Genomic DNA, 13,834 nt, shown 5'->3' on the forward strand with positions numbered 1-13,834 from the left:
CTGGAGCCCGCGGTCGAGCGGGAGATGGCGAAGGGCGACGCCGTCATCCTGAGCGAAGTACTGCGTCCCTGGCGGCAGAAGTACCCCGACGTCGAGGTCGTCGAGCAGTCGCACTACGGCAGCCCCTCGCTCCTCCTGGTCGACGCCTCCCACGAGGCGTCCCTGGTCGTCGTCGGACGGCGCATCCGCAGGGCCTCCACCGGCGCCCACATCGGCACCGTCACCCACGCCGTCCTGCACCACTCCACCGCCCCCGTCGCCGTCGTCGCCCACGACTGACGCACCCCTGGCCTGAGAGAAGAGGAGAGAACAGACCATGAAGGCAGCGGTCGTACGAGCCTTCGGCGAGCCCCTGGTCATCGAGGAGCGCCCCGACCCCGAGCCCGGCCCCGGCCAGGTCCGCGTCCGCGTCGAGGCCTCAGGGCTGTGCCACACCGACATCCACGCCGCCCACGGCGACTGGCCGGTCAGGCCCAACCCGCCCTTCGTCCCCGGCCACGAGGGCGTCGGCACGGTCGAGTCCCTCGGTGACGGCGTCACCCACCTGACCGTCGGGCAGCGCGTCGCCGTGCCGTGGCTGGGCAAGGCCTGCGGGCGGTGCGAGCACTGCCTGTCCGGCTGGGAGACGCTGTGCGAGCAGCAGACCAACACCGGGTACGGCTGCGACGGCGGGTACGCCGAGAAGATGCTCGCCTGGGCCGACTTCGCCCAGCCCGTGCCCGAGGGCGTCACCCCGTTCGACGCGGCCCCGCTGACCTGCGCGGGCGTGACCACGTACAAGGCCCTCAAGGTCGCCGACGTCCGGCCCGCACAACTCGTCGCCATCTCCGGCGTGGGCGGACTCGGCCATCTCGCCGTGCAGTACGCGAAGATCGCCGGGGCCACTGTCGCGGCCATCGACGTCACCGACGACAAGCTGGAACTTGCCGCGGAACTCGGCGCCGACCTCGTCATCGACGCCCGCAAGCAGGACGTCGGCGAGGAGCTGAGGAAGCACGGCGGCGCCCACGCCGCGATCGCCCTCGCGGTGAACCCGGCCGCGTTCGAGGCCGTCAACTCAGGTCTGCGGCGCGGCGGCAAGCTCGTCATGGTGGCCCTGCCCGCACACGGCACGATCCAGGTTCCGATCTTCGACACCGTCCTGAACGGCACCTCGGTGATCGGCTCCATCGTCGGCACCCGCCAGGACCTCGCCGAGGTCTTCCAACTCCACGCCGCCGGCCGGACCAAGGTCATCTACGAGACCCGCCCGCTCGCCTCCGTGAACGAGTCCATCGACGCCGTGCTGCGTGGTGACATCAAGGCCCGGATCGTGTTCGACCTGGGTGCGGAAAGGTGAGCACGATGGAACTGCCCCTGGTCGTCGGCGTCGACGGCTCCGAGCCGAGCCTGCGCGCCGTCGACTGGGCGGCCGACGAGGCCGCCCTGCGCGGGCTGCCGCTGCGGCTGGTGTACGCCTCGCTCTGGGAGCGGTACGAAGGCGCCTCACTCGCTGCGGATCTCGGCAAGCCCTCCGAACAGGTGACGGCCGAGGACATCGTCGATACCGCCGCACACAGGGCCCGTACCCGCCGACCCGTCGTGAAGGTCACCACCGACGTGCTGCCCGAGGAACCCGAGCACGCGCTGGTACGGGAAAGCCGCACCGCCGCTGCCGTGGTCCTGGGCTCGCGGGGCCGGAGCAGCCTGGCCGAGGTGCTCCTCGGCTCCGTCAGCGTGGCGGTGGCCGGCCACGCGCACTGCCCCGTGGTCGTGCTGCGCGGAAACCACGACAACCAGGCCGTACCCGGCAGGCACGACCGCATCGTCGTGGGCGTCGGCGAGAAGGCGGCGGATACGGCGGCGATGCGCTTTGCCGCAGAGGAGGCACGGAGCCGAGGCGTGCCGCTGGAAGCCGTACGAGCCTGGCGCTGTCCCGCGCACGAGACGACCGACCACCCTCTGCCGGCCGGCGAGCCTGCCCGGCTGCACGAGCAACAGGCCGTCGACGCGCTGGCGGCGGCCTTGCAGGAGATCCCGGCCGACGTCGAAGTGCACCGACGCACCGTCGAGGGCCACGCCCGCAACGTGCTGCTGGACTGCTCGGCCGACGCCGACCTGCTCGTGGTGGGAGCCCGGCGCCGCGAGGGCCACTACGGCCTTCAACTCGGCCGCGTCGCGCACGCGGTGCTGCATCACTCCGCCTGCCCGGTCGCCGTCGTACCCGAGCCGGCGTGAGAGAGGCGACCGGCAGCTCAGAGACTCGCCGCGTGGTCGGGGACGCAGGTCCGCAGAACACGCGGCAAACGCTCGTAGCCGGTCGACGGCGGCCGGTGCGGCAGCTTTGCCGTCCTCGCCCGCCGCGTCCGCCCCTCGAAGACACGACCAGCCGGGCGCCCTCCGCCTTCACCCACTCCTGCAGCCTCACCAACGCCATCCGCAGGCGGAGCAGTTCCTTCTCGTACACCTCGAGCGGCACCTTCGCGCATTCTTGCCGGCCACGCCGCCTCCAGTACCGACGACTCTCGTGTCACGCACGACCACGGTGGTCCCCGACTGACCACGGTGGTCCCCGACTGTAAGAAGGAGTTCATCACCATGACCGTACGTGTCGGCATCAACGGCTTCGGCCGCATCGGCCGCACCTATCTCCGCGCGGCCCTCGACCGCGCGGAAGCGGGCACCCAGGACGTCCACGTCGTAGCGATCAACGACATCGCCCCGCCCGCCACCCTCGCCCACCTCCTGACGTACGACTCGACGTTCGGGCACATCGGACGTGAGGTCGTTCACGACGACAGCTCCCTCACCGTCGACGGTCGACGTATCACCGTTACCGCCGAGCGTGACCCCGCGGCCCTGCACTGGTCCGACTACGGAGCCGACATCGTCATCGAGTCCACCGGACGCTTCCGCGACCGCGACGCCGCGGCCCTGCACCTGAAGGCAGGAGCCCACACGGTGCTCCTGTCGGCGCCCGGCAAGGGGGTTGACGCCACCATCGTGATGGGCGTCAACGACGACACCTACGACCGTCACCGCGACCGGATCATCTCGGCTGCCTCCTGCACCACCAACTGCCTCGCACCGATGGCCAAGGTGCTCGACGACACCTTCGGCATCGACCGCGGCCTGCTGACCACCGTCCACGGCTACACCAACGACCAGTCCCTGCTCGACGCTCCGCACAAGGACCTGCGCCGGGCCCGATCGGCTGCCCTGAGCATCATCCCGACGAGCACCGGTGCCGCCCGCGCCGTCGGCCTCGTGCTGCCGGAGCTGGCCGGCGCTCTGGACGGGATCGCCCTCCGGGTACCCGTGGAGGACGGCTCGCTCACCGACCTGACGATCGTGCTGAACCGCGAGGCCACGGCCGACGAGATCAACGCGGCCTTCGCCGAGGCCGCCGACGGCCCGCTGAACGGCATCCTGCGCGTCTCGACGGCGCCCATCGTCTCCCGCGACGTCATCGGCGACCCGGCCTCCTGCGTCTTCGACGCCGCCCTGACCCAGGCCAACGGCACCCTGGTCAAAGTCTTCGGCTGGTACGACAACGAGTGGGGCTACACCAACAGGCTGCTGGACCTCACCGCGCTGGTCGCCGGTGACTGACGGCCATGGGAGCGAGTGATTCCCCTGTGCCCCGACATGGGCACAGGGGGGGCGGACCCGTTGCCCACGCAGGCATTGAGGTGAGGCACTCGGTGCCGCGGGGCAACTGACAGCAGCCCTCGACTGTCGCTGGAAGCCGGTCAACGAGAACGGCGCAGCACCCGCGCCACACGGGCCAGGTTCACTCCGTATCCGACGCCGAAGGCGTGCGGCGTGAAGAAGGCGTCGCCGTCGGGATCCAGAACTCGCGGGCGATCTACTCCGGTGCAGGGCGCAGGAAGTCGTACGGGAGCCCGAAGACGCGTCCTGTCCAGGTGCGCGCCTTTGGCGGTTTGCGTAGTTCGTTCGCCAGGACCGCGGTGACCGCGCCGACGGCAACGAACGCCACGTTGCTTTGCAGTTGCCTGTTCATGGGCGGACGCCACGCGGCGTCCAGGCGCGAGGCCAAGAGCACGGCGGAGCACGACCTGGCACCCGCGGAACAGGTGCTCCGGCCGCCTGCGCCACGAGCCGGACCTGCAGCGCCGCGCCCCTGGGAAACACACACCTTGACACCGTGGTGAAGGCGCCTGTGCGTCGTTGCCCGTCGCTGTCCCCCCGCCGCCGACGCGCAGCCGCGCGACGCGAGAAATCAGGGCCGACCGGCCCAACGCCCAGCCCCGGACAGCCCCTGGGCCTGTCCTGCCGTCAGCTGGATGCTCGAACCAACGAGAGGCTTGGAGGGGATCCCGGATGTCGGACGCCGTGCTCAACCGAGCCGACCTCGAGGGACTGGAGCAGCTGCTGTCGCGTCTGTCCCGTATGGCGGCCGACCTGCCGCAGCTCGCCGAGGTCGACTCCCAACCCCGTGCTCGCGACCACGGCCGACGTCTGCGTGCTCGACGCGCGGGTGCGGCTGGTGCCGCGCACGCACGCCCCAGGACCCCTGTCTGCGCCGACTCCGCTGAGTCGCCGAGGAGGAACCAGAGATGAAGCACAACAAGGTCGGCTCCGTGATGACCACGGACGTCGTCCGCGCCTCGTACGGCACCCCCTTCAAGGAAGTGGCACGGCTGCTCGCTCACCACAGGATCAGCGGACTGCCGGTCGTGGACGAGGACGAGAAGGTCATCGGCGTCATCTCCGAGACCGACTTGCTGGCCCGCCAGGCCGAGACGCCTGACCCGTACGAACCGAAGCACCGCTTCCGGGCCTCGGCGTTGACGCGCCGTGGCAGGCGGAGGGCCGCCAAGGCGGCGGCACGCACCGCCGGCCGGCTGATGACCGAGCCGCCCGTCACCGTGAGCGCCGAGGACACCATCACCTCGGCCGCGCGGACCATGGCCCAGCGGCGCGTCGAGCGGCTGCCGGTCGTTGACGGGGAGGACCGGCTCGTCGGCATCGTCACCCGCCGGGACGTGCTCCAGGTCTTCCTTCGGCCGGACACCGAGATCCGCGACGAAGTGGTCGAGGAAGTCCTTGTCCGCTCGCTGTGGCTGCCCGCGCGAAGCGTCGACGTCTCCGTGGCGGAGGGTGTGGTCACGCTCGCCGGCCAGGTGGAGCGCAGGAGTGAGACGGAGATCGCCGTCTCCATGACCAAGCAGATCGACGGCGTGGTCGCGGTGGTCGACAACCTGACCTACCGCCTGGACGACAGCCACGTCCAGCCCGCCGAGCCAGCTCTGCATGGCGTGGCCGATGACTGGCTGCGCAGGCTGTGAGGGGAGGCGGACCGCCATGACCGGCAAGGTCCTGGTCGCCTACGGGACGACGAACGGATCGACCGCGCGGATCGCCGAGGCCGTCGCCCAGGTCCTGTGCAAGGAGGGGCTGACGGCCGAGGCACGGCCTGCGCCGTCGGTGGCGAGCATCGAGATGTACGACGCTGTGGTTGTCGGGGGAGCACTGTATGCCGGGCGCTGGCACAAGGACGCGCGCGCCTTCGTGCGCCGCCACCGCCGCGCCCTGGCCGAACGCCCGTTGTGGTTCTTCAGCAGCGGGCCGCTGGACGCTTCGGCCGCGCAGCGGAACATCCCGCCCGTGTCCGGTGTGCAGCGAGCCATCGACCGACTCGGCGCCAGGGAGCACATCACCTTCGGCGGCTGTCTGGAGGAGGGCGCACGGGGGAGAGTCGCACGGATGATCCGGCGCAACGGCAAAGGCGGCGACTTCCGCGACTTCCCCGCGATCGAGGCCTGGGCGCAGCGGCTATCAGAGGAACTGACGGCTGCTTAGGCCATCACTTCCTCGCTCTGGCCCGTGCGCTTCACGGCACGATGGCGACCGGACACCGGGCTTCGCGCACCAAGGCGTGCACGAAGCCCGGGCCCCCGCCGAAGCCGCGCCCCACAACCAGGAGTGCGGCGCCCTCGGCATGGTGGAGCAACGCATAGGCGGGGTCGAGCAGAACGACATCCTCAAGCACCGGAACCCGCGGGTACTTCACCCGCCACGGCCGCAGCGCGTCGGCCAGCAGTTGCACTTCATGGTCTTCCCAGGTGGCGCGGTCCTCCTCGGGAATACCGAAGGGCAACCCGGCGGCGCAGGCGGGAAGTTCCCAGACGTGTACGGCGTGCAGCCGTACACCCCGGATCTGAGCGGCGTCGAAGGCGAAGTCGACGGCCGGCTCCGCCGGGTGACGGGCATCAATCCCGAGGATGATCTGCGTGGCCCGGCGTGCCGGAGCCGCGACGGGAACGATCGCGTGCGGTACGAGTACCACGGGGCACGCGGAGGCGGCCGTGCGGGCGAGTACGGCCGGGATCGTTGCCGGTCCGGTGGTGTCGTCCTGCGCCGCGGGCAGGTCGAGCACGAGCATCGCCGCGGTACTCAGCTCGTTCGGCGGTGCGCCGTACCGTACCTCGAGGGACAGGTCGCGCAACGAAGCCTCGTGCGCCGCCCACTCCACCATATGGCCACTGCCTCGCCCGTTGACGCAGGCAATGATGACTCGACTCACGACGATCCGCCTCCATGGCACACGGGTGACGCGCTCTACCTCCAACCGTGCCAAGCACGCCGGAACCGAGTGCAGGGGCCGAATGGACCTGGCAGAGCCCAGGCGGCCCATACCCGACCGCGTCATCTCAGGACGACGCTGGTAGTGCCAAGCAGAACAAGCGCAGGAGGTGCGCACCATGCTGTCGCCCGTCATCGCCGGAGTGGACGGATCGACCGAGAGCCTCGCCGCCGCCGAGTGGGCCGCCCGCGAGGCCGTACGTCATGGCCTGCCGCTGCGTCTGGTGCACGCCTGGAACTGGCATCCGCGCCAGACGGAAGGGGAGCCGGCGAATGCCGCGCAGCGGCATCTGGGGCGTCGCGTCCTGCGGCAGGCGGAGGACCGCATCCGCAGCGTCGTCCCCGGCGTGCACCTCACCGACGAGCAGGTCGAGGGCCCGGCGACCGCGGCCTTGGTGCAGGCCGCCGAACAGGCCGAACTGCTGGTCCTGGGCTCGCGCGGGCTGAGCGGCTTCACCGGACTTCTCGTCGGCTCCGTCGCCCGGGGGGCGGTCGCCAAGGCCACCCGCCCGGTGATCCTCGTACGGTCAGGGGAGGAGGCAGAGAACGAGCACTTCCCGGCGGACGACGGCAGCTCGTCCACCCGGACCGGCTACCGCGATGTGGTGCTCGGTATCGACCTCGCTGATGCCTGCGACGAGGTGATCGAGTTCGCGTTCCGGGAAGCCGAGCTGCGGCAGGCCCGGCTACGTGTCGTGTACGCCTGGCAGCCGCCGTCCGCGATCAGCCTCGGCACGGGCGACATCGCTCTGGTCAACGATCCGCAGCGGGCCGAGGAATGGCAGGGGTTCCTGCACGCGGTGCTGGCGGTGTGGCGGGACAAGTACCCCGACACCGAGGTCCTGGAGACCGTCGTGGAGGGCAGGGCCTCCACCGCGCTGGTCCGGGCCGCCTCCGCGGCAAGCCTCCTCGTCGTCGGCCGCCGCCTGTCCGAGCGACCGACGCTTGCGCGCATCGGCCCCGTCACCCACGCCGCCGTCCACCACGTCGGCTGCCCACTGGCCGTCGTGCCCCACGAGTGAGAGACCGGAGAGCCCGATGAGCACACCGACAACGTACGTGTACGCATTCGCCGAAGGCAGCCGGGAGATGGTCGGCCTGCTGGGCGGCAAGGGAGCCGGCCTGGCCGAGATGACCCGGCTGGGGCTGCCCGTACCGCCGGGCTTCACCGTCACCACGGAAGCCTGCAAGGTCTATCTCGCCACGGGTAAGGAGCCGTCGGAACTCGCCATTGAGGAGGCCCGCGCCCTGGCCGGCCTGGAACGGACCATGGGACGCACCCTCGGGGCGCCCGACGATCCGCTCCTGGTCTCCGTACGCTCCGGCGCCCGCTTCTCGATGCCCGGCATGATGGAGACCATCCTCGACATCGGCCTCAACGACCAGTCCGTCGCCGGGCTGGCCAAGGCGTCCGGACAGGAGCGGTTCGCCTGGGACTCCTACCGACGGCTCGTGCAGATGTTCGGCCACACGGTGATGGGCGTCGACGGCGACCTCTTCGAGCAGGCCATCGCCGCGCACAAGGCGCAGCGCGGAACCGGCGACGACCACGACCTCGACGCCGGGGAACTCGCCCTCCTCACCGAGGAGTTCAAGGCGATCATCCGCCGCGAGACGGGTGCGGACTTCCCCCAGGAACCCGTCGAGCAGCTCCAGCGCGCCATCCGTGCGGTCTTCGACTCCTGGAACGGCGAACGCGCCCGCGTCTACCGCCACCGCGAGCACATCCCCGACGACCTCGGAACCGCCGTCAACGTCCAGGCCATGGTCTTCGGCAACCTCGGCCCCGACTCCGGCACCGGTGTCGCCTTCACCCGCGACCCCGCCACCGGCGCCCGCGGCATGTACGGCGACTACCTGCCCGACGCCCAGGGCGAGGACGTCGTCTCCGGAGTCCGCGACGCCATACCCCTGACCGAGCTGAAGACCCTCGATCCCCGTTCGTACGTCGAGCTCGGCGACCACCTGCGCACGCTGGAGAACCACTACCGCGACCTGTGCGATGTGGAGTTCACCGTCGAGCGGGGCCGGCTGTGGATCCTTCAGACGCGGGTCGGCAAGCGCACCGCCGAGGCCGCCTTCCGCATCGCCCACGATCTGCGCGAGGAGAAGACGATCACGGCCGACGAGGCGCTGGCCCGAGTCGACGGCGCCGAACTGACCCGGCTGATGTTCCCCCGCTTCGACACCACCCCCGCCGACGTGCCCCTGGCGCACGGCGTGCCCGCCTCACCCGGCGCAGCGGTCGGCGTCGCCGTCTTCGACTCCGCCGAGGCACAGCGCCGAGCCGCTGCCGGCGAGAAGACGATCCTCGTACGGCGTGAGACGACCCCCGACGACCTGCCCGGAATGATCGCCGCTCAGGCCGTCCTCACCAGCCGTGGCGGCAAGACCAGCCACGCCGCCGTCGTCGCACGCGGCATGGGCAAGGTCTGCGTGTGCGGGGCCGAGTCGCTGACCGTCGACCCGGTCGCCCGCCGGCTCACCACGGACACCGGAGTCGTCGTCCGCGAGGGCGACACTGTGTCCGTCGACGGAACGGCGGGCACGGTGCACCTGGGCGCGCTGCCGCTCACCGCCTCCGACGTCGGTCGCGCGCTGGAGACGGGTGAGAGCACCGGCCCGCTGACCGAGGCGGTCCTGGCAGCCCTCGCGCGCGCGGACTCCGTCCGCCGTCTGGGGGTGCGGGCGAACGCCGACACGCCCGAGGACGCGGTACGCGCTCGCAGGCTCGGAGCCCAGGGCATCGGCCTGTGCCGCACAGAGCACATGTTCCTCGGCGACCGCAGGAGGCTGGTCGAGGCGATGATCCTGGCCCGGGACGACACGGCCCGCGAGGAGGCCCTCGCGGCGCTGTTGCCGCTGCAGCGCGAGGACTTCATCGGCATCCTCGAAGCCATGGACGGGCTGCCGGTGACCGTTCGGCTCATCGACCCGCCGCTGCACGAGTTCCTGCCCGACCGCACGGCGCTGGCCGTCCGACTGGCGAGCGCCGCCCACCCGGACGTCCACGACCGCGAACTGCTCGATGCCGTCGAGCGCCTGCATGAGCAGAACCCGATGCTGGGTCTGCGCGGCGTCCGGCTCGGACTGGCCGTTCCCGGCCTTATGGCCATGCAGGTCCGCGCGATCGCCGAGGCCGTCGCCCAACGGCTGTGCGAGGGCGGCCGACCGTGCGCCGAGATCATGATCCCACTCGTCGGAACGGTCGAGGAACTGCGGCTGGCCCGGACGGAGACCGAGCGTGTGCTCGCCGAGGTCGGGGCCGAGACGGGGGAGTCCCTGGACCTCCCGATCGGCACGATGATCGAACTGCCCCGCGCCGCCCTCACCGCAGCGCGCATTGCCGAAGCCGCCGACTTCTTCTCCTTCGGTACCAATGACCTCACCCAGACGACCTGGGGGCTGTCCCGCGACGACGCCGAGGCGTCGTTCTTCCCGCTGTACCTGGAGAAGGGGATCTTCGCCGTGTCGCCGTTCGAGACGATCGACCAGGAGGGCGTCGGCAGGCTCGTGGAACTCGCGGTCGAGGCCGCTCACGCGGTCACCCCCCGGCTGGAGACAGGGGTGTGCGGCGAACACGGCGGTGACCCGGCGTCCATCCATTTCTTCCACCGGATCGGCCTGGACTACGTGTCCTGCTCGCCGTTCCGTATCCCGGCCGCTCGGCTGGAGGCGGGACGAGCAGTCCTCAGGGAAACCGAGGACAGCGACAGCAGGTGACGGATCACGCTCACGCCTGGCGTCGCTGGTGGGGGCGGCCTGCGGCTCACCGCGCTCACCCGTGCCGCCGTCCTCGCCGGCATCGTCTTCGCCGCGGCACCGCTGGTGTCCAAGATCCCGCTCGCCGCACTCGCCGGTGTCCCGCTCGCCACGGCGATCCGCATGGTGGAGGTCGGCTCGCTGCGGGCGATGTTCCCGACACCACTGCCTGGACGCCAGCGGTCGCGGTCAGTGACTGTCCGGCAACCTCCCCGGCACCGGCGCGCTGATGACGTTCAAGGACTCCAACTGGCTGATGTCCATCGTCGTCCCGCACGCCCCGCACTTCGAGGGACAGCCCGAGGACGTCTACACCCTGTGGGGCTACGGCCTCTTCGTCGACAACGAGGGTGACTTCATCGGCAGGCCGATGGCCGCGGCCACCGGCCGGGAGATCCTCACCGAACTGCTGGGCCACCTCGGCATGTCGGACATCGAGGAGCAGGTCGCGGCGACCACGACCGTGATCCCGGTGATGCTGCCGTACATCACCAGCCAGTTCGCCCCACGCACCGTCCACGACCGGCCACTGGTCATCCCGCGCGGCGCCGCGAACTTCGCCTTCCTCGGCCAGTTCACGGAGATCCCGGAGGACGTCGTCTTCACCGTCGAGTACTCCGTGCGCGGCGCGATGCACGCCGTCCACGGCCTGCTCGGCCTCGACGACCACGACATCCCCGGCATCTACCACGCCCTCGCCGACCCGAGGACGGCTATCGGCGTACTCAAGGCCGCCCTGGCCTGAGCTGTACCAGTCCGCGGCTACGAGGTCCCCAGCAGGCCGGAGCCCGCGCGTCCAAGGCCTCGGCCATGAGTGCTCGGTTCGCGGCGGGGGCCGGCCGCCCCAACCGCCGTCGGGCGGACTGGCTCTCGGCCTCGGGAGCCGTCCGCCCGGCCTGGTCTGTCGCCCGAGCGAGGAGGAAAGGGAGATCCGGTGAGCGACCCGCCCATGCCCCGCACCTGCGAGACGCCGTCCGCACCCATGGCACACGCGCCCGGCCGGCTGCTCGGCGGTGGGCTGCTGGTCCCGGCCGCGCTGCTGGTGACCACCACGCTGCTCGGACCGGTCGGATTCGCGGCGATCCGGTACCCGATCCCGGACGGCGGGGCGTTCATGAGCCGGCTCGTCGCGCTGGACATCTTCGCGGTCGCGGTCGTCGCTCCGCTCACCCTGTGCGCCGCCGTCCTCGTGTTGCGCCAACGCCCCCTCGGCGGCGTGCTGGCCCTCTCTCCGAGCGTGTATACGGCGTACATGGTTCCGCAGTACGTGCTCGGACCGGAGTACCTGCGCTACGACGGCGACAGCGAGGCGTTCTTCCCGCTGCAGCCGGCGCCGTTCGTGCTCGGCTGGACCACGGCGCTCCTGGCCTGGCAGCAGATTCCCACGGTCACCTGGGCGCCGCCCGGCCGACGGGAACGCATCACGGGCGGCGTGCTGATCCCGCTTCTGGCGATCACGACCTTCACGCGGTACGTGCCGGCCCTCCTCGACGCCGCCGGCGCCCGCCCGGACTGCCGTGGCCGTCGTCCTTCGCGGCCGGCTCCCGGTTCATGTCGCTGATGTTGGAGAGCTGCTGGTGGGTCCGCTTGACCGCCCTGAACACAGGGGTCGTGCTGCTGGCGCTCCCGCTGCCCGGCGTTGTCGGCACGGTGGGCCTGCTGCCGGCCGCGGCGTCCGCAGTGGCGTTCCTCGCTCCGACGACCCGAGTCCTGGTTCGAGGCCTCGGCCGCGCCGGAGAGGGCGGCTCGTCGCGGCGGCCGGTCCTGCTGGGCTCGGCGGCGGGTGTCGTACTGATCGTGCTGGCTGTCATGGTGGCCGACAGCGGTGGGCAGCACAGACGGCCCAGCCGTCGCCGCCGGGACGGGGAGCGGCGTCGCCACCGTTTCCCGTCCCGTCAATGTCACCCTGGCCAACCTGCGTATCCAGCCCGGCCGGATCGAGGTCACCAAGGGAACCGGGCTCAAGCCGAAGGCCACGAACAAGGACGCCCAGCGTCACGACCTGAAGGTCGGCGGCGGCCCCACCACCCCGCTCCTCTCTCGGGGGGAAAGCCGCACGCTCGACCTCGGGCAGGTCACCAGGAACCGCACCGCCTGGTGCACCCTGCCCGGACACCGCGCCGCCGGAATGACCCTCGACACCGTCGTGAAGACCGGCAGCGGGGAGACCACCGCTGGACACGACGGACAGATGTCCATGGCCGCCGGCAGCGGAGGCCTGGACCTCGCAGCCGCCTTCTCGCACGGCCGGAAGTCCCGCGACGCCTCACTGGCCCCGGTGGCCGGCGGAGCGGTGCACCGGATGCCCGGGCCGTCCGGTCCGCAGGGGGGGACGGACGGCCCTCGTCATGCGTCTGTGTGACGACCGAAGGTGGAGGACAGACGGGGAGCTCCGCACACCCTTGCGGCCCGTCGAAGGAGTTGAGGAGCCGCGCATGCAGACCCGGGAGATCGACGCCGGCGTGCTGGAGACGCTGATGGCCGCTGCCGTCGCGGCACCGTCGATCCACAACACGCAGCCGTGGCGCTTCGGGCTGCGGGCGGCCACCCGTTCCATCGAGGTGCGCGCCGACAACAGGCGAACACTGCCGCTGGCCGACCCCGACCGTCGGGCCCAGCATCTGTCCGTGGGCGCTGCTGTCTTCAACCTCCGGGTCGCCGTCGCGCACCTGGGCTGGGACCCCGTGGTCCGGCTGCTGCCTGATCCCGGGGAGCGGGACCTGCTGGCCACCGTACAGCTGACCACGCCTGCTGGGGAGTTGCCGGACTGCCGGTGGCTGTACCCGGCTGTCGAGCGGCGCCACACCAGCCGGATGCCCTTCACCGGTCGCCCGGTGCCCGAAGCGGTCGTGGCGGAGATGACAGCGGCCGCACAGGCCGAGGGCGCGCGACTGTGCGTGCCGGACTTCGCCGGCACCCGTCTGTTGCTCGGGCTGACCGCGGCGGCCGAAGCGCGCAACCAGGCCCGCCCGGCACGTACCGCTGAATCGCGCGCCTGGATCACCGCACCCGGTGCCAACGTGCCGTACGGCATCCCGCTCACCGCTCTCGGCCCACAGGACGCGGACGGGCGGATTCCGATGCGTGGTTTCACCGGCCGACTGCCCATACCGCACCCGCCTGACCAGCACTTCGAGCGCCACGCCCAGGTGGCCCTGCTGTGGACGGCCCACGACCGGCGAGAGGACTGGCTGCGGGCGGGGCAGGCCCTGGAGCACGTGCTGCTGACCGCGACCGCGCACGGGGTGCGCACCTCGATGCTGCACCAGGCGATGGAGTGGCCGGATCTGCGGGCGGCGGCCTGCCTGCCGCAGCGGCGCTGCTGCCCCCAGGGGCTGATCAGGTTCGGCTACGGACCGGACGGCGGCCGCACACCGCGTGCCTCCACCCAGACGGTGCAGCCGCATGGGGATTGAATGAGCCGGTGCGACTCCTGTGGAGGGGGGCGCTGGCTGCGGTGGACGGGAAGGGGCCGGGAGCACGA

The 13,834-nt window shown here is 71.3% G+C and carries 15 protein-coding genes and 2 pseudogenes; 14 read left to right on the forward strand and 3 right to left on the reverse strand.

Features of this window, described 5'->3' with window-relative positions:
- The 4 genes from ACWC21_RS33550 to gap form a co-directional block, all read left to right on the forward strand.
- Positions 1-279 (forward strand): universal stress protein (locus tag ACWC21_RS33550; RefSeq protein WP_450887410.1); only part of this gene is annotated, 279 nt, incomplete at its 5' end.
- A gap of 37 nt (positions 280-316) precedes the next feature.
- On the forward strand, positions 317-1,339 hold the full coding sequence (adhP, locus tag ACWC21_RS33555) for an alcohol dehydrogenase AdhP (protein WP_450887412.1): 1,023 nt from the start codon (positions 317-319) through the stop codon (positions 1,337-1,339).
- A 5-nt stretch (positions 1,340-1,344) separates the two neighbouring features.
- The gene (locus tag ACWC21_RS33560; RefSeq protein WP_450887414.1) at positions 1,345-2,217 is read left to right on the forward strand and encodes a universal stress protein; all 873 of its coding nucleotides are present in this window, start codon (positions 1,345-1,347) and stop codon (positions 2,215-2,217) included.
- Between the two features lie 360 nt (positions 2,218-2,577).
- On the forward strand, positions 2,578-3,591 hold the full coding sequence (gene gap, locus ACWC21_RS33565) for a type I glyceraldehyde-3-phosphate dehydrogenase (RefSeq protein WP_450887417.1): 1,014 nt from the start codon (positions 2,578-2,580) through the stop codon (positions 3,589-3,591).
- Positions 3,592-3,731: 140 nt separating this feature from the next.
- On the opposite strand, the gene ACWC21_RS33570 is transcribed toward gap, so the two are convergent.
- Together ACWC21_RS33570 and ACWC21_RS33575 are read right to left on the reverse strand one after the other, a co-directional pair.
- Positions 3,732-3,905: a DUF5808 domain-containing protein gene (locus tag ACWC21_RS33570; RefSeq protein ID WP_450887542.1), complete on the reverse strand. Its 174-nt coding sequence runs from the start codon at positions 3,903-3,905 to the stop codon at positions 3,732-3,734.
- Positions 3,848-4,003, reverse strand: coding sequence for a hypothetical protein (locus ACWC21_RS33575; RefSeq protein ID WP_450887549.1), 156 nt, complete (start codon positions 4,001-4,003; stop codon positions 3,848-3,850). Before ACWC21_RS33575 ends, ACWC21_RS33570 begins: the two co-directional genes overlap by 58 nt.
- Positions 4,004-4,350: 347 nt before the next feature.
- Between ACWC21_RS33575 and ACWC21_RS33580 the strand changes: the two are divergent.
- The 3 genes and pseudogenes from ACWC21_RS33580 to ACWC21_RS33590 all read left to right on the forward strand — a co-directional run.
- A pseudogene (locus tag ACWC21_RS33580) lies at positions 4,351-4,538 on the forward strand (acetate--CoA ligase family protein); the annotation flags it as partial.
- Between the two features lie 21 nt (positions 4,539-4,559).
- On the forward strand, positions 4,560-5,291 hold the full coding sequence (locus tag ACWC21_RS33585; RefSeq protein WP_450887419.1) for a CBS domain-containing protein: 732 nt from the start codon (positions 4,560-4,562) through the stop codon (positions 5,289-5,291).
- 16 nt (positions 5,292-5,307) lie between these two features.
- Entirely contained in the window at positions 5,308-5,805 is a 498-nt protein-coding gene (locus tag ACWC21_RS33590) for a flavodoxin domain-containing protein (RefSeq protein WP_450887421.1), read from the forward strand.
- A gap of 31 nt (positions 5,806-5,836) precedes the next feature.
- Here ACWC21_RS33590 and ACWC21_RS33595 read toward each other — a convergent pair whose 3' ends face one another.
- Positions 5,837-6,583: a universal stress protein gene (locus ACWC21_RS33595; RefSeq protein WP_450887423.1), complete on the reverse strand. Its 747-nt coding sequence runs from the start codon at positions 6,581-6,583 to the stop codon at positions 5,837-5,839.
- Between the two features lie 124 nt (positions 6,584-6,707).
- Between ACWC21_RS33595 and ACWC21_RS33600 the strand changes: the two genes are divergently transcribed.
- The 7 genes and pseudogenes from ACWC21_RS33600 to ACWC21_RS33630 all read left to right on the forward strand — a co-directional run bounded on the left by ACWC21_RS33600 (position 6,708) and on the right by ACWC21_RS33630 (position 13,766).
- Entirely contained in the window at positions 6,708-7,610 is a 903-nt protein-coding gene (locus ACWC21_RS33600; protein WP_450887425.1) for a universal stress protein, read from the forward strand.
- A gap of 16 nt (positions 7,611-7,626) precedes the next feature.
- Positions 7,627-10,311, forward strand: a complete 2,685-nt coding sequence (gene ppdK / locus ACWC21_RS33605; RefSeq protein ID WP_450887427.1) for a pyruvate, phosphate dikinase — start codon at positions 7,627-7,629, stop codon at positions 10,309-10,311.
- Positions 10,312-10,332: 21 nt separating this feature from the next.
- Positions 10,333-10,503: pseudogene (locus ACWC21_RS33610) on the forward strand (sodium-independent anion transporter); the annotation flags it as partial.
- Positions 10,504-10,546: 43 nt separating this feature from the next.
- On the forward strand, positions 10,547-11,095 hold the full coding sequence (locus ACWC21_RS33615) for an oleate hydratase (protein WP_450887544.1): 549 nt from the start codon (positions 10,547-10,549) through the stop codon (positions 11,093-11,095).
- Between the two features lie 189 nt (positions 11,096-11,284).
- Positions 11,285-11,911 carry a hypothetical protein gene (locus ACWC21_RS33620; protein WP_450887429.1) on the forward strand — a complete coding sequence of 209 codons (627 nt, stop codon included), beginning with the start codon at positions 11,285-11,287 and terminating at the stop codon, positions 11,909-11,911.
- A 264-nt stretch (positions 11,912-12,175) separates the two neighbouring features.
- The gene (locus ACWC21_RS33625; RefSeq protein ID WP_450887431.1) at positions 12,176-12,712 is read left to right on the forward strand and encodes a hypothetical protein; all 537 of its coding nucleotides are present in this window, start codon (positions 12,176-12,178) and stop codon (positions 12,710-12,712) included.
- Between the two features lie 73 nt (positions 12,713-12,785).
- On the forward strand, positions 12,786-13,766 hold the full coding sequence (locus tag ACWC21_RS33630; RefSeq protein WP_450887433.1) for an Acg family FMN-binding oxidoreductase: 981 nt from the start codon (positions 12,786-12,788) through the stop codon (positions 13,764-13,766).
- The last annotated feature ends 68 nt before the right edge of the window (positions 13,767-13,834 follow it).

Source organism: Streptomyces sp. NPDC001348 (assembly GCF_053597535.1).

What these genes read in the sequence shown, in the direction of transcription:
- adhP (WP_450887412.1), top strand. Translation starts at nt 317, where the DNA reads ATGAAGGCAGCGGTCGTACGAGCCTTCGGCGAGCCCCTGGTCATCGAG.
- ACWC21_RS33560 (WP_450887414.1), top strand. Translation starts at nt 1,345, where the DNA reads ATGGAACTGCCCCTGGTCGTCGGCGTCGACGGCTCCGAGCCGAGCCTG.
- gap (WP_450887417.1), top strand. Translation starts at nt 2,578, where the DNA reads ATGACCGTACGTGTCGGCATCAACGGCTTCGGCCGCATCGGCCGCACC.
- ACWC21_RS33575 (WP_450887549.1), bottom strand. Translation starts at nt 4,003, where the DNA reads ATGAACAGGCAACTGCAAAGCAACGTGGCGTTCGTTGCCGTCGGCGCG.
- ACWC21_RS33585 (WP_450887419.1), top strand. Translation starts at nt 4,560, where the DNA reads ATGAAGCACAACAAGGTCGGCTCCGTGATGACCACGGACGTCGTCCGC.
- ACWC21_RS33590 (WP_450887421.1), top strand. Translation starts at nt 5,308, where the DNA reads ATGACCGGCAAGGTCCTGGTCGCCTACGGGACGACGAACGGATCGACC.
- ACWC21_RS33600 (WP_450887425.1), top strand. Translation starts at nt 6,708, where the DNA reads ATGCTGTCGCCCGTCATCGCCGGAGTGGACGGATCGACCGAGAGCCTC.
- ppdK (WP_450887427.1), top strand. Translation starts at nt 7,627, where the DNA reads ATGAGCACACCGACAACGTACGTGTACGCATTCGCCGAAGGCAGCCGG.
- ACWC21_RS33630 (WP_450887433.1), top strand. Translation starts at nt 12,786, where the DNA reads ATGCAGACCCGGGAGATCGACGCCGGCGTGCTGGAGACGCTGATGGCC.